Source organism: Methylobacterium sp. Leaf469 (assembly GCF_001424745.1).
Classification (GTDB): domain Bacteria; phylum Pseudomonadota; class Alphaproteobacteria; order Rhizobiales; family Beijerinckiaceae; genus Methylobacterium.
In genome coordinates this window covers 91930-111096 of the sequence record NZ_LMRE01000043.1, presented here as the reverse complement: position 1 = coordinate 111096, position 19167 = coordinate 91930, and the positions used below count along the sequence as shown (strand labels likewise).

General features: G+C 70.9%; 10 protein-coding genes. 6 read left to right on the top strand and 4 right to left on the bottom strand.

The features are described from left to right. The first annotated feature begins 212 nt into the window (after window positions 1–212). From ASG60_RS18700 to ASG60_RS18685, 4 genes are all read left to right on the top strand, one after another. Complete coding sequence (locus ASG60_RS18700; protein ID WP_162244810.1) at window positions 213–1568, top strand: O-antigen ligase family protein; 1356 nt, start codon at window positions 213–215, stop codon at window positions 1566–1568. A 218-nt stretch (window positions 1569–1786) separates the two neighbouring features. Further along, window positions 1787–3145 carry a glycosyltransferase gene (locus ASG60_RS18695; protein WP_082531835.1) on the top strand — a complete coding sequence of 453 codons (1359 nt, stop codon included), beginning with the start codon at window positions 1787–1789 and terminating at the stop codon, window positions 3143–3145. Window positions 3146–3232: 87 nt separating this feature from the next. Then, window positions 3233–6064 carry a glycoside hydrolase family 9 protein gene (locus tag ASG60_RS18690; RefSeq protein ID WP_056387093.1) on the top strand — a complete coding sequence of 944 codons (2832 nt, stop codon included), beginning with the start codon at window positions 3233–3235 and terminating at the stop codon, window positions 6062–6064. After that, complete coding sequence (locus tag ASG60_RS18685; RefSeq protein ID WP_244473121.1) at window positions 6061–6324, top strand: hypothetical protein; 264 nt, start codon at window positions 6061–6063, stop codon at window positions 6322–6324. Before ASG60_RS18690 ends, ASG60_RS18685 begins: the two co-directional genes overlap by 4 nt. Window positions 6325–6462: 138 nt before the next feature. Here the strand turns inward: ASG60_RS18685 and ASG60_RS18680 are convergent, their stop codons facing one another. From ASG60_RS18680 to ASG60_RS18670, 3 genes are all read right to left on the bottom strand, one after another. After that, window positions 6463–7305 carry an exopolysaccharide biosynthesis polyprenyl glycosylphosphotransferase gene (locus ASG60_RS18680; RefSeq protein WP_056387091.1) on the bottom strand — a complete coding sequence of 281 codons (843 nt, stop codon included), beginning with the start codon at window positions 7303–7305 and terminating at the stop codon, window positions 6463–6465. A 192-nt stretch (window positions 7306–7497) separates the two neighbouring features. After that, entirely contained in the window at window positions 7498–8775 is a 1278-nt protein-coding gene (locus ASG60_RS18675) for a glycosyltransferase family 4 protein (protein WP_082531834.1), read from the bottom strand. A gap of 48 nt (window positions 8776–8823) precedes the next feature. Further along, the gene (locus ASG60_RS18670) at window positions 8824–9639 is read right to left on the bottom strand and encodes a WecB/TagA/CpsF family glycosyltransferase (protein ID WP_056167279.1); all 816 of its coding nucleotides are present in this window, start codon (window positions 9637–9639) and stop codon (window positions 8824–8826) included. Between the two features lie 459 nt (window positions 9640–10098). Between ASG60_RS18670 and ASG60_RS18665 the strand changes: the two genes are divergently transcribed. Further along, window positions 10099–11301: a glycosyltransferase family 2 protein gene (locus tag ASG60_RS18665; RefSeq protein WP_056387089.1), complete on the top strand. Its 1203-nt coding sequence runs from the start codon at window positions 10099–10101 to the stop codon at window positions 11299–11301. Further along, window positions 11288–12388: a hypothetical protein gene (locus ASG60_RS18660; protein ID WP_056387087.1), complete on the top strand. Its 1101-nt coding sequence runs from the start codon at window positions 11288–11290 to the stop codon at window positions 12386–12388. Before ASG60_RS18665 ends, ASG60_RS18660 begins: the two co-directional genes overlap by 14 nt. 102 nt (window positions 12389–12490) lie before the next feature. On the opposite strand, the gene ASG60_RS18655 is transcribed toward ASG60_RS18660, so the two are convergent. Beyond that, a complete protein-coding gene (locus ASG60_RS18655) occupies window positions 12491–18961 on the bottom strand; it encodes a type I polyketide synthase (protein ID WP_056387086.1) in 6471 nt (2156 codons plus the stop codon). Window positions 18962–19167: the final 206 nt, after the last annotated feature.

Here is a 19167-nt window from a genome sequence, read left to right as displayed (position 1 = left end):
TGCGGCGGTCAGCCTAGAAGGGGTCCGGCGCCCGCGAACGCCGCCATTCGCAGGACGGCTTCTCCGAACCCGCGCCGAAGGGCGTAGGGCCTACCGACCTCGGGTGAGCCGGCTCCTCAGAACGACGCAGGCACGCCCCGTGAGCGTGGGCCGCTATCGTCGCGTCACGAATGTCAGGCATTCGATGGCATGAACGGGAACGAGCGACCGTGGTGAAAGAGCTGATCCTCGCCACCGGCCTCGGCATGATGGTGCCGTTCGCCGTCTGGGTCCGCGGCGGTGCTGTGCTCGGCAAGCGGCTGTGGATTCTGATGGGCCTGCTGCCGTTCCTGCAGCCGGGGCTGCCACAGCTCGACTTCGCAGTGCTGAGCTGGGGGGCGGACTGGCCCGGCCTCGTCAGCGGAATCGAGGTCAGCGCCTTCGATCTCCTCGGTCTGGCGATCTATGTCGGGCTCGCGCGGCCGCCCTTGCGCTCGTCCTTCTCGATCATTCTGGCGCTCTACCTCGTCGCCGTCCTGCTCTCGATCGGCCAGGCGGCGGAGCCCACGGCGGCCTTCTTCTACTTCTGGCAGATCTGCCGCGCCGCGCTCTTGCTCATCGTCGTGGCACGGGCGAGCACCGATCCGAAGGTGGCGGGCAACCTGCTGACCGGGATGGCGCTCGGCGTCGTCCTCGAATGCGCCATCACGGCCTACCAACGCTTCGGCCTCGGCATCGTGCAAACCAGCGGAACCTTCGCTCACCAGAACACCCTGGGCCTCGTCCTCCACCTCGCGGTGCTGCCTCAAGTCGCGCTCTTGCTCGCCGGCCGTCGAAGCTGGGCCACCATCCTGGTACCGCTTACCGGCATGGCGACCGTGGTGCTCACGACGTCGCGGGCCGCGCTGCTCTACGCGGCTCTCGGCCTCGTGCTGATCTACGTGCTGTCGAGCCTGCGCCATCTGACCCTGCGCAAGGGCCTGCTCGGCATCGCCGGCTGCTGCGTCGCCCTGAGCTTCGCACCGCTCGCCGTCACCTCGTTCGAGAAGCGCTTCGAACGCGATCCCCTACGCGAGGAGGAATACGACGAGCGGGCGGCCTTCGAGCGGGCAGCGACCGCCATCCTGCTCGGCAACCCGCTCGGAGTTGGCGCGAACCACTACGTCTATGTCGCCAAGAACTTCGGCTACTCGGAACGCGCCGGCGTCATCGCCAACGAGGGCAACCGGAACAACCTCGTCCACAACGCCTACCTGTTGGCCGCCTCCGAGACCGGCTGGTTCGGCCTCGTCGCCTTCGTGCTTCTGCTGGGCTACCCTCTCGTCACCACCTTCCGGATCGGTTGGCCGAGCCGAGCCGGCCCGGAGGGCGATCTGCTCATCGGCCTCGGCGTCGGCCTCCTGATGGTCTGCCTTCACTCGACCCTCGAATACATCCTGCTGTTGCGCGATAGTCTTTACCTCCTCGCGGTGGCGATCGGACTGATCCTCGGCGTGGCCTATCAAGTGCAAGTGCGGGCACACATGCCGGCGTCCATGCGATCCTTGTCGCCAAGGCCCGAACGCAAGGCGCTCCGGCCCGCGACGTAACCCGTGCGACACGAGGGGAGCAGGGATGACTTCGCTTCCGGTTCGGCCGAGCAGGGCAGGAGCGCTCGGCGGCCGCGGCGAGGGCTCGACCGGACCACCGGCCATCGTACCACTTCGGGACGAGGCCATGCGGGCACCGCGTACAAAGAAGGTGTTGTGCCGATCCTTACGCGTTCCTAGCGTCGTCGGGCCGATCTCCACCGGCAGGCGAACCGCAGATGTCCCACCGATCGGATTCCACGATTCTCGCACGAGACCCGTTCGCCGTCGCAGCGCGATCGCACACGAACGGCGACGGAGGTTTCGGTACGCACGGCGAAGCGATCGCCCTCCCGGCCTCCGACCCGGTCCCGGACAGCGTGCTTCTCGTCACCCACGTGCCGTTGCGGCGGATCGGGGGGCGGCTGTGCCTCGACGATCAGACCTGCGCGGGCCTCGATCGCTGGGGCGAGAACTTCGCTCGGATCACCTATACGGGCATCGACGCGGGCGCGGGTCCGCCCGTCGTTGGTGAGGCTTCCACCGTCTGGCGTCCGGTCGACGATCTCGCCTGCGCGGATCGCCTGTCCATCGTCGCCCTGCCGGAGGCCTACCGCATCGCGACGTTCGCGGCGCGGTACGCCGGGACGCGCCGCCGCTTGACGGACCTCGTCCGGAGAAGCCGCTATCTCTGCTACACCCTCGGCTCACTCGCCGGAGACTGGGGCGGCGTCGCCGCCCTCGAATCGATCCGCCGACGGCGGCCCTACGCCGTCTGGTTCGACCGGGTCGAGCACGAGGTGATCCGCCGGACAGGGACGGATGCACCGCTCCGCAGACGCATGAAGAACGCGCTCACGCTGCCACTGATGGTACGCTACCATCAGCACCTGATCGCGCGCAGCCATCTCGGCCTGTTCCAGGGGCAGGATACGTTCCGGACCTACGCCCCCCATGCGCGGAACCCGTTCTGTGTCTACGACACCCACACCACCCGCGACGACCTCGTCACGGAGACCGCGCTCGCGGACAAATGCCGCGCTCTCCTGAAGGGCGAGCCGCTGAAGATCGTCTATGTCGGCAGGGCCGACGCCATGAAGGGGCCGCTCGACTGGCTGGACGCGCTCCATCGGGCTCGGCAGAGCGGGATGCGGTTCACGGCGACCTGGTGGGGCGATGGCCCCCTGCGCGAGACCATGCAGGCACGGGCGGGCGAACTCGGCCTCGCCGATTGTGTGGCGCTGCCCGGCTTCGAGGGTGATCGCCAGAAGCTTCTGGCTGCCATGCGCGCGGCCCACCTGTTCCTGTTCTGCCATCGCACGCCCGAATCCCCGCGATGTCTCATCGAGGCTCTCGTCTGCGGCACGCCGCTCATCGGCTACGGCAGTCCCTACTCGGAGGACCTGGTAGGCCAGGACGGAGGAGGGCGCCTCGTTCGGATGGACGATGGGAATGCGTTGGTTTCCGGGCTCACGGACCTCGACCGCGACCGCGCGGGTCTCGCGGGCCTGATACGGGCCGCGGCCCGCACCGGCACGCGGTTCGACGAGGATACGGTCTATCGCACCCGCGCCGAACTCCTGCGGCGGTATCTCTGAACCGTGCCCGGCCGCGTCGTCCTCGCGCGAGTCACCCGCGCTCGATACTGGATTGGCCGGAACATCGGCTCGGGTTCCGGATGGCCGATGAAAGTGGGCAGCGCACGACTCACCCTGCCCCCCCCGGCAGGCATCGGGGGGGGCAGGGTGGTCACCCGCTCGATCCTCGCCAGCCTGCTCCTCGCGGCGGCCCCGAGCGTTCAACCCGCCCGGACCGAACCGGCTCCCGGCCTGGTGAGCGTTCAGGAGATCACGGTCGCCACCCCGGACATCCTCGCCGTGGAGGTGCGCGACCCGCCCTTCGTGCCGGGCCGCATCCTCGCCCTCGATGTGCCCCGATCCGAGGCGCCCGGCACCTGGGTCCGGCACGGGGACGCGTGGGCCCAGGTGATCGGCCCCAAGCGCGACCACCTGCGTTCGAGCGACGCGCCGCCGGGTCATCACCTCGATCGGGGGGCGATCGACGCCGCTGCGGGCTACGGCCGGATCGGCGGCCGCCGGGTGGTGGCCGTCTACCGCAAATCGATGCCCTACGAATCGGGGATCTTTTACGATGAGGGCGGCGCGACCCGGACGGGCGCGAGCTTCCGCCATCAGATCTATCTCAAGCTCGACGGCCCGGTTCCGCGCGGAACCCACACCCTCGCGTGGCCCGGCAACCTGCTGCCACCGACGGCCTTCACCTACGACGACCGCACCACCCGGGCCCTCGCCCTACGCGGCACCCAACTCGGGCACGCCCCGGCCGACATCGCCAAGACCGCCTACCTCGCCCTCTGGCTGCCGGGTGGCCCCGACCTGGGGGCCGTGGATTTTCGCCGCTACGGGGTGAAGCGCTTCGCAATCCTGGATGAGAATGGCGCGGCGGCCTTCTCCGGCGACATCGGCCTGCGGGCCACACCCGACACACCGGAGCCCACCAACGGCCTGCCCAAACCCTTGGCCGACAGCGTGGACGCCGACGGCCTCCGTCGACCCATCGGCACGTTCCGGGCCCGCGACGGACAGGTCTCGGCCCGGGCCCATGGCTTGCGGGACGGCCAGCGGATCGCCCTCGAAGGACTCGGCGGCGACCGGATTCCGATCTTCGCCACGGTGGCGCAGCCGACCCCGGACGGCTTCGTGGCGGCAAGGCCGGACCGACCGCTCCCGGTCTCCGACCGCACCGGCGGCACCGTCGCGCCAGCCCATGCGGCGAACCGCGCCGGCACGTTCGTGTTCGAACTCGACTACTCGGCCTGGCAGCCGAAGCGCCCCGGCCGCTACCGCCTCTGGATCCCCGGGCTCGGCGTTTCCGATCCCTTCCCGGTCGGAGACGAGGTCTGGCTCGGCGCGGCGCGGGTCGCGATCGGGGGGTTGTACAATCACCGCAGCGGGATCGCCCTCGACGGACGCTTCGGCTATCGCCGCCCCGCCGCCTTCCGGCCGACGCCCGAGGCCCCGGTCCGCCGGAGCCGGATGCCGCTTGCCTGGTCCACGGAGGGATTGGACGGGTTCGCCTCGTCGGAGGTGGGGGCCGAGCCGGCATGGCTCACCGGGGGGAATGCCCCGTCGAACGTCTGGGGCGGCTACATGGATGCGGGCGATTGGGACCGCCGGATCCAGCACGTCGATGTGGCGACGCTCCTCCTCGAGGTATTCGAGGGCCTTCCGCCACACCTCCGGACCGCCGATTTCGGCCTGCCCCGTTCGAGCGAGGTGCTGGACGATCCGATCTACGCCACCGCCGACGCCCTGCCCAATCTCCTGCACGAGCCGATCTGGCTCCTCGACTTCTTCCGCCGTCTCCAGGGGCCGGACGGCGGCGTGAGCGGCGGCATCGAGAGTGCCCGCTACCCGCTCCTCGGCGAGCCGAGCTTTCTCGAACACCACAGGGTCTTCGCCTACGCCCCCGATCCCCTCGCCACCTACCGTTACGCCGGCGCGGCCGCCGGCCTCGCGCGGGTCCTGCGCGAGGCCGGGCAGGCCGCGTTGGCGGAGTTGTTCCGCGAAAGCGCATTGCGGGCGTGGCGCTGGGCCGAGGCCGGTTTCAACGCCCCCGACGCGGCCTATGCGGATGCCCTCGCGGTGGCACGGCGCACCGACCTGTTCGCGGCGGTGCCCTGGGAAACACGCCGGGCGACGCTGCAGCGGCTGACGGGGGAATTCCGCGTCGCCGCCGCCGCGGCCCTGTTCCGGCTGGGCGAGGGACGGGCGTTCGGGCAGCTCTTCGAGGAGGCCTGGAGCACGGGGTTCGGGATCGCCGAGCGCCGGGCGGATGCGGCCTGGGATTACGCCCGGGCCGCGCAGGCCGAACCCGAGATCCGCACACGGATCGACGTGGGCCTGGTCCGCGAGGCGACCGGGTTCGCGGCCGTTCAGCGCGGCGGGACCTATCCCAGCATGAAGCACCCCTACGCGCCCGCGGGCTGGGGCCAGGGCACCGCGCCGGGCGAAGGAATGACCCGCCTGTTCCTCCGCGCTCACCGGTTGAGCGGGAACCCCGAGCTGCTAGGATTGATGATGCAGACCGCGCAAGGGCTGCTCGGCACCAACCAGCTGGGCTTGAGCCTGACGACGGGAATCGGGGTCCGGCAGGTCCGGCATCCGCTTCACGAGGACCATCGTGCCATGGGCGTGCCGGTGCCACCCGGCATCACGATCTACGGGTTCGGGCCTCAATCGGCCTTCTCTCCGGAATGGCTGTTCGGTCCGGCCTGGGCTATCTTCCCGGAGGGCGATTCGACCGCGCCGGCCCATCGGCGCATTCATCCCGCCCGCTTCGCGATGCCCTATTTCGAATACCTGATCGAACACCCCGGGATGGTGATGCAGCAGGAATACACCGTACAACAAACCATCGTCACCACCGCTGCGCTGTGGCTCCATCTCGCGGCGCAGGCCAAGCTCGCGACACAGGCCCGGAGCCCGGCTCGATGACGCGCGCCTCCGATTCCAGCCGTCGGCCCATGGCCGACCCCGGTACGGCGGCGGGCGCGAAACTGCGGCTGTACTTCGACCTGACCGATGGCCAGACCATCCTGCGCGACGAGGAGGGCGTCGAGGTCACCGATCTCGACCATGCCCTCGCGGAAGCCGACGCGGTACTGGGGGAGCTGCACGGTTACGAGGTCGGCTGGTCGCTGGTGATCCGGGACCAGGCCGGCGCGGTCCTCGCGCAGCTCCCGGTTCGACCCTGAGCTGCGGGGCGGCGCGTACCGTCGGCGGCCGTCGCGCGTGACATGGTCTGTCCCTGCGGTCCGCTTGGCGCGCGCCCAGGGGCAACCCGGAGGTTCGAGGCCCGCGAGGGGCTTCGACCCGAGCCCGCGTGATCGGGATCAGTAGGCGTTCTGCGGAGCGAGCACCGCCCGGCAGGTCCGGACCATGATCCACAGATCGAGCCAGAAGCTCCAGCGCTCGATGTATTGCAGATCCAACGCGATCCGGCGGGCGAGGGCGTCCTCGGTCCGGGTCTCGCCGCGATAGCCGCAGACCTGAGCCCAGCCGGTGATGCCGGGCCTGACATGGTGGCGCAGGGCGTAATCGGCGACCCGGAGGGCGAAGTCCCGCTCCTGATCGACCGCGTGCGGCCGCGGGCCGATCATCGACATGTCGCCTTTCAGCACGTTGAAGAGCTGCGGCAGCTCGTCGAGGCTGCTGCTGCGCAGGAAGCGACCGAGCGGCGTCACCCGCGGGTCGCCCCGCCGGGCCTGGACCACCGCCGTGCCGTTCTCCTGAACCGTCATCGTCCGGAACTTGTAGATCTCGAACGGGCGCCCGTGCAGGCCGCCGCGCGTCTGCCGGAACAGGACCGGTCCCTCCGAAGTGAAGCGGATCAGGAGTGCGACGGCGACGAGGAGGGGCGCCAGCAGGAAGACCAGCAGCGCCGCGACCACGAGGTCGAAGCCGCGCTTGAGCGCCAGATCGGTCTCGTCGAGCGGCGAGCGCGGCAGGGTGAGCCCGCACGCCTCGCCGGCCCCGGCGTCGAGCAGTGCGGCTTGTCCGGCACTGGCGGGAAGCGCGTCGAGGATGGCCGCCTCGAGCGCGACCATCGTGCCAACCGGCCGGTCGAGGCCTATCGCCTCGCCGGCGGTCGGAAGTCCCATTTGCTCGGCCCCGAGCAGCCAGGGCTGCGCCAGCGATGCGATGCCCTGTGACGTTGCGGCAGCCTGCGCGCTCATGACCGGCCTCGTTGACAACGAATGGACGATGGACGTTGCGGGAACATAGAAATAAATTATAAATAAATAATCGTCTCACGTCTGAATATTAGACAGCTTGTTATTTATAATTTCAGACATCGCAGCTACATGTATGAATACTTACTGTCGAGGTGACATCGAGTATTTCGATCGAAACCACGGACTCGGACGTCAAACCTGATCAGCCAGTCCGGCCGACGATATGGTGCTCGCACCCGCGCGTTCGTCGGCGAAAGCGGGGCGACGGATTGCGCCGGCCTCCTCGAACAGCCGCCACAGGGTTCGGGCGAGGGCGCGGCGATCGTGCAAGCGCGCGACGCGCTCCCGTCCCACCGCACCCTTGGCGGCGAGTTCGTCGGGCGTCGCGAGGAGGGCCGCTTCCATCGCCTGCGTCAGCGCTTCGACGTCGCCGGGCGGGATCAGCCAGCCGCACCGCGCATCGAGCAGCTCCGGAATGCCGGCGACATGGGTCGAGATGACCGGGCGACCGAGGGCGAAGGCCTCCATGATCACGACGGGCAGGCCTTCGGCGAAGCTTGGGAGCAGAAGGGCGCGACTCGCGGCGACGAGGGAGCGTACCTCCGCGTTGCTCGCCCAGCCGTGCAGGATCACCCGGTCCGCGACGCCGTGGCGGCGGCAGGCCGCCTCGATCTCGGCCCGGCGATCGCCGTCGCCGACCAGGACGACCTTGAGGTCGGGGAAGCGTCCGCGCAGGGCCGCGACCGCCGCCGGAATCATCACCTGGCCCTTGGCGGCGCAGAGGCGTCCGACACAGACGAGGGTCTGGGTGTCGGTCCAGCGCGGGCGCACCGCCGCGAACTCCTCGAGGGCGAGCCCGCAGCGCGCCACACGGATCTTCGGACCGTCCTCCGGGCGGGCAAGTCCGATGAGGCGATCCTGGCAGTACCGCGAGATCGCCACCGCGAAGCGGGCCTGCGCGATCTTGTCGGAGAAGCCCAGCCGCTCCGGCTCTTCGAATTCGTCCGGGCCATGGGCGGTGAAGCTGTAGCTCGGCCCGCCCATGAGCCGCGCCAGCATCGCCACGGTGGTGGCATTCGTGGCGAAGTGCACGTGGATGTGGTCGATCCCCTCGGCCGCCGCGCGCTGGCGAAGGTAGGCCGCCTGCAGGAGGTAGGCGACCGGCCGCACCGGCCCGTTGCGAGCGGCGCGCGCGAGCGTCAGCCACGGTCCGAGGCTCCGGGCGAGGCCGCGCGGATTGCCCAGCATCTCGCGCACGGCCGCGCCCAGCAGACCACGCAGGTTGCGGGTGAGCAGGTAATGCGTCGCGGCCCGCTCGGCGCGATCGCGGGGATCGACCAGGGCCTGCGGCCAGGCACGCACGGCATAGCGCCGGATCCGGTGCCCGAGTCCCTCGATCGCCTCGATCTCCCTCCGGATGAAGGTCGTGCTCGGCAACGGATAGGTGTTCATCAGGTACGCGATCTTCATCGCCGGCACGTCCTTCGATCCGTGGTTCCGATGGGGAGCGTCGGGTGCTCAGGACTTGACCGTCCGGGGCGGCAGGGCGCGCCGGGCCGGCAGCCGCGCGAGACCCTCCTTCAGCAGGAGGCGTCCGAACGGCAGCACCGCGAGGAGGTAGCGACGCCAGAGCCTGTGCGGCTCGCTGGCGAGGCGATGAAGCCATTCGATGCCCGTCCGCTGCATCCAGAGCGGAGCGCGGCGCTTGCGGCCGAGCAGGAATTCCAGCGCAGCGCCGATGCACAGGGCGGTTCCGCACGCGTCGGGATCGAGGGAGGCCTGGAAGGCGATCCGCTCGGAGCGCGGCGCGCCGATGGCGATGAAGGTGAAGCGGGCGCGGCTGCGGGCGACGAAAGCGACGCAGGTCGCGAAGGCCGCCGGGTCGCCGTCGATGTCGGGCGGTGCCGTGAGGATCGCGAGATCGAGGTCCGGGAAGGCAACCCGCATATCCGCCGCGATGGCGTCGCTGGCGACCACCAGGGCGATGCGATCCCCCGGGCGGATCACGGTCCGGAACAGGATCTCGGTGAGCGTCGAGCCCGGAAGGTGCAGAAATCCGCCGCGGGTCAGCAACCGCGACATCACCAGGATCGGCTTGCTGTCGCAGAGCGAGAGCCAGGCGGCCTCGTAGCAGGGGGCGAGGGACGGGTCCGCGCTCAGGCGGACCACGTGGTCGACATTGGGGGTGACGACGTAGCGGAACGATCGCGCCTCGAAGTCTCGCGGCGGATCCTGAGCGAGCAGCGAGAGAACCTCGGACCGATCGAGACCGTCGAAGGGTGCATTGAGGAAATGTTCGCGCAGGCTGACTGCGCCGGCCAGACCGATCGGCATGGTTCCGCTCCACGAAGGACTCGAACGCGGTGCATGCCGACCACCCGCGTCGCGTTGGCCGGCCCCGCACCGAAGACTTCGCTGGACACAGATGCACGCAGCCGCAGGGTCACAAACTACGCATATCGGGCGAACATTCGCGGAAAAGCGATCGAAATCGTGGGTATATTATTGCAATAAAAGATCTCCACTTCACCGGACGACTTCCGAATACCTCGAATTCTCGATGCTCGGCTACGGACGGTTCCATCGGGCGCGTTGCTGAACGGCTTCGATGCGCCCTCCGGAGAGGCCCGTCCCCGGAAGGTGGGCGAAGGGGTCGATGCAGGCGAACGGTCTCACGCGAAGGCGGTAGGGACGCCTTCCTTTTGAGGCACGACGAAGCCTTGGAGCGCGATTCGGATCGGCAAACCCTGAGGCGGGGCGCCCGCTCGGGGGCCGAAACGATGCGAGGCTCCGATGACCGTGCCGCTCTTCCTGCTGTCAGGCCTCCTCGGTCTCGTGGCGGTGATCCTGGCCATTCCCGCCGCCCTGTTCTGCCTGGAGATCGCGGCCGCCCATCGGCCGCGATCACGGCCTTCGCCCCTGCCTCCCTCGCGGGATCGGCGCTCGCTCGCAGTGGTCGTCCCGGCGCATGACGAGGAGCGGCACCTCGGCGCGACCCTGGACAGCGTCCGGGCACAGCTGCTGCCGGACGATCGGCTCGTCGTCGTGGCCGACAATTGTACCGACCGCACGGCGGAGGTCGCGGCAGCGGCCGGCGCCGAGGTGGTGGTACGGCAGAACCCGTTCGCGCGCGGCAAGGGCTACGCCATGGATGCGGGAATCCGGCACCTGCAGGCTGCGGCGCCGCGCGTGGTGGTGTTCGTCGATGCCGATTGCCATCTCGGCACCGGCGCCCTCGACGCCCTCGCGGGGCAAGCGCTGGCCCACGGGCGTCCCGTCCAGGCGCGCTACCTCTGCCTCGCCCCGCCCGGTGCCCGTCCGGGCCTCAAAGTGGCGGAGTTCGCCTTTTTCGTGAAGAACGCGCTCCGGCCGCGCGGACTCGCCGCCCTGGGCCTGCCCTGCCAGCTCACGGGCAGCGGCATGGCTTTCCCCTGGCCGATCATCGCGCAGGCCCGCCTCGACAGCGGCGAGATCGTCGAGGACCTGAAGCTCGGCCTCGACTGCGCCCTGGCGGGCCACGCGCCGATGCTGTGCGACGCGGCGCTCGTGACGAGCCGGTTTCCGACGGCGCAACCCGCCGTCGCGAGTCAGCGCGAGCGTTGGCAGCGGGGGCATCTGGGACAGATCCGCACGGCGCTGCCGCAGCTCATCACCGGTCTGCGCCGCGGCGACCGCGCATGCGTGGCCCAGATGCTCGACGCGATGGTGCCGCCCCTGACGCTGCTGCTTCTGGCCAATGCCGCCCTCGTGGCGATCGCCGCCGCGGCGGCCGTGGCGGGCGCTTCGCCGGTGCCGTTCGCCATCGGTGCGGCGAGTGCGGCGTCCCTTATGGTCGCGATCGTCGCCGGCTGGCGACTGGCGGATGCCGAGGGCCATGGCGGCGGCGGGCCACGTGCGCTCATGGCCTACCTCGCGGGCAACGCCGTCCTCTACCAGCGGCTCCTGGCACGGACGCCGGTCGCCTGGACCAGGACCGATCGCAGTGGAACGCCGTGACCGTCCGGGCCGGCGTCCGCGCCGTCTCGCGGCCGCCGGCCTCGCCGCTCACCTCCTGGCCGTGAGCCATTTCGCTCCGAGCACCGGACCGGCCCGGGCGGACGAGGCGGCCGCTCCGGCGCGAATCTTCATCTCGGGACACAGCCTGACCGACCGGCCGATTCCCGACGATCTCGTACGGATCGCCGCAAGCCTGGGACAGCCGCTCGCCTGGGGCCGGCGCCACGGCTCCGGATCGACGATCCGGCAGCGTGCCTGCCGTGACGGCGCGTTCGTGACCGACGAGGCCTCGGACCCGGACGGGCCAGGCGGGCTCTACGACACCCTCGTGGTGACCGAGCAGCACGACCTCATGGGTGCGTTCCTGTGGAACGACACCATCGGCGCGCTCGGTCGGCTGCACGACTGCGCCTCTGCCGCCAATCCGGGGATCAAGACATGGTTCTACGTTCCGTGGATGTCCCTCGACGACAAGGATGAGCCGAGCGCCTGGATCGCCTACGAGCGCGCGGCGGCTCCGCTCTGGCACTGCCTCGTTGCGGCGGCCAACCGGCGCTCGGTGGCCGCCCGGCGGGGCAACCCCATCGCCATCCTCCCCGCCGCCACCGCCCTCGTCACGCTGATCGAGCGGGCGGCGAACGGGTCCGCGCCTCCGGGATGGCCGGAAAAGGATGCCGGCCGAACCACTGCGCTGCTCATCCAAGACCAAGTTCATCCGACGCGCCTCGGCCACTACGCCCTGGCCCTCGTCACCTATGCGGCGATGACCGGGCGTGCACCGATCGGCACCTGGGCTCCCGAAGGGATCGACCCGCAGACGGCGAGGGCGTTGCAGGACTTCGCCGGTACCGTCGCCGCAACCGCCGCGCGTGAGCCGGAACCCGATCCGGCGGCTTGCGCGGCACGCTTGCGGAGCCAGGCGACGGAGATCTTCTGGCCCTACATGGAGCGCGCGCACTGGCGCCCGCAGGCGGGCCTCCTCGGCGCCCGGGTCGAACGGCTGAGCAAGGCCCTGCGCTGGCGCTGGAAACTGTGGCGCGCACCCGGCTGGACGCCGTTCGACCCATCCTCCGACGGCACGGGCTGAAGGCAGCCCATCGACGACCGACGCTAACGGGAGGCCGACCGTACGAAAGCCCGGCCGCCTGTCCGGCGGCCGGGCCTTCGACGCCGCATCGGGCGTGGCCGATCAGGCGAGGGCCGCGGCGGGCGCGGATCGGGAGGGGTCGAAGCGGGAGGGCTCGGCCGGGGCCGCCTCGGCATCGGCGAGATGGCGGCGCATCCGGGCGGCGAGCACCCGGACGTTGGGCTCCAGCACCATGCTGTCGTGGTTGCCGGCGACGTGAACGATATCGAGGTCCGGCACGTAGGGCGCCCAGCCGTTGTCCTCCAGGATGAGGGAGCGGTTCACATCCAATCGGCGTCCTCCCGAGAGGCGGTGGGCGACCTGGACCTCCGGCCGGTAGAGGACGACCCGTCCGGAATACGGCTCCAGCACGAGCCGCTCGAGGGCACGACGGAAGGCGGCCTCGATGGCGCCGTCGTGGAACTGCTCGGTCCCGAGTGTTTCGGGCGCCTGCATCCGCTCGCGCAGGCGCATCGCCTCCCAGCGGGCGCGCCGCTTGATCCAAGCGCCGAGGAAGCTCCCCCCCTGCGACCGGAATTCCTGCACCTTCATCGCGAGGCGGTCGGAGAGGGAGAGCGTCACCTGCTGGGGAACCGGCGTATCGAGGAGCAGGACGACCGGCACCGCCTCGCCTTCCTCCGCCAAGCGCCGGGCCATCGCCAGGGCCGCGAGGCCGCCGCCGGAGAAGCCGCCGAGCAGATAGGGCCCCCGCGGCTGGACCGCGCGGATCTCCGCGCAATAGTCCCGTGCCATGTCCTCGAAGGTCTCGTGGGGAGCGTGCTCGCCGTAGAGCCCGCGGGCCTGCAGGCCGTAGACCGGCCGCTCGCTCCCGAGCTGGAGCGCGAGGTGGCGCAGGTTGAGCACGTTGCCGAACATGCCGGCACAGAGGAAGAACGGCGTGCGCGCATCGTCCGCCTGTACCCGCATCGGCACGACGTGCAGCCGTCTGGGCGCCGCCTCCGCCGGGGCCGGATCCGCGTCGCCCGTCCCGGAAAGTACCGCCGCCTCGGGCCGGTCTCCGAGCAGGGCCGCGAAGGCCGCGATCGTCGGCGCCTCGAACAGAACCGAGATCGGCAGATCGGTGGCGAAGCGCGTGCGGATCTTGCGCAGGAGGCGCACGGCGATCAGGGAATGACCACCGACGTCGAAGAAGTTGTCCTCGATGCCGACCCGGCCGATGCCGAGGAGTTCCGTCCAGAAGCCGGCGAGCACCCGCTCGGTCTCGGAGCGGGGCGCCACGTAGGCGTCCTCGTTCCCGGACCGCTCGAAAAGCTCGGTCCGGGCGGCGGCCTCGGCTTGCGGTGCGGCGGCGCGGGCGCGCAGGGCCTCGAGATCCATCGAGCTGACGATGACCTGCGGCCGCCCGGCCCCGATCGCCCGGAACAGCGCCTCGACACCTTCTTCCGGCCGGATGCCCTGGCGGACCATCGCGGCGAGGGCCTGCACCGCCGGCGACGACGCCTGCGATGGATCGGCGCGCGGGGCCACGAACTCGATGCCGGCATCGGACGCGCCCAGGGTGACGCCGCCGTCGAGGCGCTTCACGGTGAAGCCCTCGATCTCCAGCACGGGTTCGCCCGCCGCATCGGTGATCACGATGTCGAAGCTCGCGAAGCCCTCGCCGCCCTCGGCGACGCCGAGCCGGATCCGGCTCGTCACCTCCGCGGGCATCGAGGCATGCACCCGTACGTGTCCGTAGGAGACGGGCACCCAGAGGGCCGCGCCCGCATCGTAGGCCGGCACGAGGGCCATGGCGCAGCCGGTGGCGATGTCGATGAGGGCCGGATGCAGGCGGTAGCCCGTGTCGAGATCGGCCCGGAAGGCCGGATCGAGGGCGAGGCGCGCCGTCGCGGTACCGTCCGCGATGGCAAGGTCGCGCAGGACACGCCAGCGCGGCCCGAAGCGCAGATGCGCCTCCTGTACGGAGGGAATGGCCGACGGCAACGTCCCGGTGGCCTGTGGCGCATCTCCGCGCGGGGATGCGGCAGGGAGCAGACGGATCCGGGCGCGCGCGTGGCGGCGAAACCCCGTCCGGGCGCCCGCCGACACGAGGCTGCGCACGTCGAGGCGGAAACCGTCCCGTTCGGGCTCCAGGCGCACCTGAACCCGGCAGGCTTCACCGTCCGGCACGTGCAGCGGGCGCAGGAAGATCAGATCCTCGAGGGCGAACCCGCCCTCGATGCCGTGCTCGCGCAGGGCCTGGGCGGCGATTTCCAGATAGCCGGTCCCGGGCCAGATCGCCTCGCCCGTGGCCATCCGGTGCTCGTCGAGAATCCAATGGTCCGTGGCGCTCCAGCGCCCTTCCAGACAAGTGCCGCCGGCCCCGTCCTCGGTCCAGGCCGTGAACAGCGGACCGCGCGGTGTCGGCCGCACCGGCGGCGTCCGCGCGGGCGCGACGGAGCGGGCGGCGAGGCCGATCTCGTTCCAGATGCCCCAGTGGATCGCCACCGTCCGGCAGGTGCCGTGCCCGGCGGCCGCCTCCGCGAAGGCGTTGAGGTAGGCGTTGGCCGCCACGTAATCGACCTGACCGGCCGGCGCGGTGTCGGCGCTGGTGGAGGAGAACAGCACGAACAGATCGAGGGGGTCGTCGCGCAGCAGGGCGTGCAGATTCTGCGTGCCCTGAATCTTCGGGGCGAACACCGCCTCGATGTCGGCCTCGGACTTCATGGCGACGAGGCCGTCCCGCACCAGGCCGGCTGTATGGATCACGCCGTTGATCGGCCCGAACCTGGCGTGTGCCTGCGCGAGGATCGCGCGCAGTTCCTCCGGATTGCTGACGTCGGCGCACCCGTAGAGCACCTCCGCCCCAAGGGCTTCCAGCTGGCGGATCCGCGCGATCGAGCGGCCGGTCCGCCCCTCGATGCCATGGACCCGCAGGAGATCGTCCCACAGGTCGCGCTCGGGCAGGATCGAGCGTCCGACCAGCACGAGGCGCGCCCGGTACTGCCGCGCCAGCGCCTCGCAGATCGTGCCCGCGATGTCGCCGAGGCCGCCGGTGACGAGGTAGACGCCACCCTCGCGCAGACGCGCGCGGCCCGCCTCCGCCGCGTCGAGGGCGAGGGGGGCGAAACCTTGCGTCCAGCGCCGCGCACGCTGGTAGGCCACCGTCTCGGTGCCGGGCTCGGCGATGAGATCGTCCCACAGCCGTTCGAGGTCGCCGCCCTCCGGCGCTGCGGGGCGGGGCCGCCGGCCGAGGCGTGCCGGAGCGGCGGGTTCGGGCCAATCCATGTCGATGGTGCGGATGGTGACGCCCGCCATCTCCTTCGGAATGACCAGGGCGGGCCCGAGCACCGTCGCCTTGTCCGGATGGGCGGGCACACGACCGCCGACGGCCTGCATCCCGTTCGTCACCACGGTGACGTGGACCGGCGCGGCCTCGCCCAACGCCTGCATCAGCCCGACGAGGCAGGAGAAGCCGCGTTCCAGGGTGTGGTGGAAGGCGCTCGACCCGGGCCGGACCCGCTCTTCACGGGTCAGCAGCCACAGGTGGAGGATCCGGTCGGGCCGGCGTCCATCCGCGTCGAGGGCCTGGACCAGGGCTTCGTAGGCGGGCCGGCCCTCTTCGGCGCAGAGTGCGTAAGAGTCGAGGCCACGGCGGCCGAACTGATCGCCCGGCACCACCTCGGTGACCCTATGGCCGGCGGTGCGCAGGCGGGCGATGAGATCCAGGCCGACGCCCTCCCCATCGTGGAACACCAGCCACGTGCGGGGCAGGGGATCGCACTGTGCCTCCAGGGGCGCCGCCGACTGGCGCCAGACCGGTCGGTAGCCCCATTCGGCGATATCGGGCCGGCGCGTCGGCACCGCCTCGGCCGGGTCGGACGCACGCCGTGCCACGGCATCGAGGAAGTAGCGCTTGTGCTGGAACGGGTAGGTCGGCAGCGCGACGCGCCGGCAACCGCGCCCGGCCCACAGCCGGCCCGGATCGAGCGTCAGGCCCGTCGCCCACGCCCGGCCGAACGCGGCGAGGAACGACAGGCGGACATCCGTCGCCTCGTCGGGATGCGGCAGCGTGTTGAGGATGGCACCGGCCGGGATCGTCCCCTGTGCTTTCACGAGGGACGACAGGGCGCGACCGGGGCCGACCTCGACGTAGACGCGTGCCCGGTCGGCGGCGAGGAGCGCGAGCCCGTCGGCGAAGCGCACCGTCCCGCGCAGGTGCGAGACCCAGTAGTGCGGATCGCGGGCCTGGGCATCGGTGAGCCATGTTCCGGTGAGGTTCGAGACCACCGGGATCATGGGCGTGCGCAGGTCCAGCGTGCGCAGGTAGGCTTCGAAGCGCGGCAGGATCGGGTCGAGCATCCGCGAATGCGCGGCGATGGCGATGGCGACGGGGGCCGCCTCGACGCCCTCGGCGGCGAGCGCCGCGGCGAACGCCGCGAGCGCGGCCTCGGGCCCCGAGACGACGCACAGCCCCGGCCCGTTCACGGAGGCGAGGTCGAGGTCCGCCGGCAGCCGGGTGCGCAAGAGGCTGGCGTCGAGGGCGACGCTGAGCATGCCGCCGCCCGTCACCGTATCGAACAATTCGCCGCGCAGGCGCACGAGACCGACCGCCTCGCGGAAGGTCATGACCCCGGCGACGCAGGCGGCGGCGTTCTCGCCCATGGAATGGCCGATCAGCGCCGCGGGCGTGAGGCCCCGGCTCGACCAGAGCCGGGCGAGGGCGACCTCGCAGATCAGGATCGCCGGAAGCTGGCGGGAGGGGCGCAGCAGCCACGCGGCGGCCTCCGCCCCGTGCGACGACGCGCCGAGCCAATGCGCTCGGATTTCGGAAGCGACCGCCGGCGGCAGGTAGCCGAGGCCCTCGTCGACGGCGGCACGGAAGACCGGCTCGCCGTCGTAGAGTCCGCGCGCCATGCCGGGGTGCTGCGCACCTCCGCCCGGAAACAGGAAGACGGCGCCGGACGCCTCCGGCACCACCGTATGGGTGTGGCTGCGGCGGCTGTCCCCGCCGGTCAGGAGCACGATCGCCTCGGCCCGGTCGGCGACCGCCAGGACCCGGCGGTGCTCGAAGTGCCGGCGGCCCGAGAACAGCGTGTAGGCCACGTCTCTGAGCAATAGTTCGGGCCGGCGTTCGAGCTCGGCCGCGAGGTCGCGGCCCGCCGCGTCGAGGGTAGCCCGGTTCCGGGCCGAGAGCAGGATCAGCTCCGGGCCGCCGGACCCGGCGGGTGATGCGGCGATCTTGGGAGGGGCTTCGAGGATCGCATGGGCGTTGGTGCCGCCGACGCCCAGGGCGTTCACGGCGGCCCGGCGCGGCCCCGTGATCCGCGGCCAGGGCGTCAACCGATCGGCGACCGCGAACGGGCTGCCGGCGAAATCGATGGACGGGTTCGGCCGCTCGAAGCCGAGGCTCGCGGGGATCTCCCCGTGCTGCAGGGCGAGCAGGGCCTTGATCAGGCCGACGACACCCGCCGCCGTGTCGAGATGCCCGATATTGGTCTTGACCGAGCCGACGCGGCAGAAGCCGCTGCGCCCGGTGCTCTGGCGGAATGCCTGGGTGAGCGCCGCGATCTCGATGGGATCGCCCAAGTAGGTACCGGTGCCGTGGCACTCGACGTACTGGATCGCGTCGGCGCCGATCCCGGCGAGGCCCTGCGCCTCGACGATGGCGCGGGCCTGCCCGTCGATGCTGGGGGCGAGGTAGCCGGCTTTCTCGGCACCGTCGTTGTTGATCGCCGTCGCCTTGATGATGCCTTGGATCGGGTCCCCGTCGCGCAGGGCGTCGGCGAGCCGGCGCAGCACCACGACGCCGACGCCGGAGCCGAAGACGGTGCCGGCGGCCCGATGATCGAAGGCGCGACAGACACCGTCCGGAGCGAGGATCTCGCCGTCCTGATGGAGGTAGCCGCGCCGGTGCGGCAGCTCGATGGTGACGCCGCCGGCGAGCGCCATGTCGCATTCGCGGGCGAGCAGGCTCTGGCACGCGGCGTGGACCGCGACGAGGGAGGTCGAGCAGGCCGTCTGCACGCTCACGCTCGGCCCCTTCAGGTCGAACAGGAACGAGGCGCGCGTGGTGAGGAAGTCCTTGTCGTTGCCGGTGTGCCGCAGCAGGAACAGGCCGGTCTGCTCGACCAGATCGCGATGGCTGAGGACGTTGTCGTAGAAGTAGCTGCCCATGCCGCAGCCGGCGAAGACGCCGACCGGCCCGGCCTCGCACTCCGGCGGTCGGGCGGCGCTCTCAATCGCCTCCCAGGCACATTCGAGGAAGTGGCGGTGCTGGGGGTCCATCACGGCGGCGTCCTTCGGGCTCATCCCGAAGAAGTCGGCGTCGAACATCTCCATGTCGGGCAAGTCGGCGGAGACCGGCACATAGTTCGGCAGGCTATAGCGGGCGGGCGATTCGCCGGCGGCGTCGAGCTCCTCCGTCGAGAGCCGGCGGATCGAGGAGACGCCGCCGCGCAGGTTCTCCCAGAATTCCCGCGTGTTGCGGGCCCCCGGGACCCGCAGCGCCATACCGATGACGGCGATGTCGGTCTCCGAGCTGTCGACGTCGTGGATTTCGGCTTCCGGTGCCTGCTGCGTGAACGCGGACATGGGACGTACGGGCTCCCTTTCGACGTGACCCTGGTTCCGGCTCCTCCTCGCGGCGGGGCACCGGGCATGGACCTCACGCTAGCGAGGCCGGCCCCATGGGCGGTCCGGCCAAAAAGGCGGCCTGCCCGTTCCCCATGCGGTGAATCCCCCTGTCCACAAGGCGTAGGCGTCGCCCGATTGAAGGCGTGGAGCCTCGCTCGGCCCCC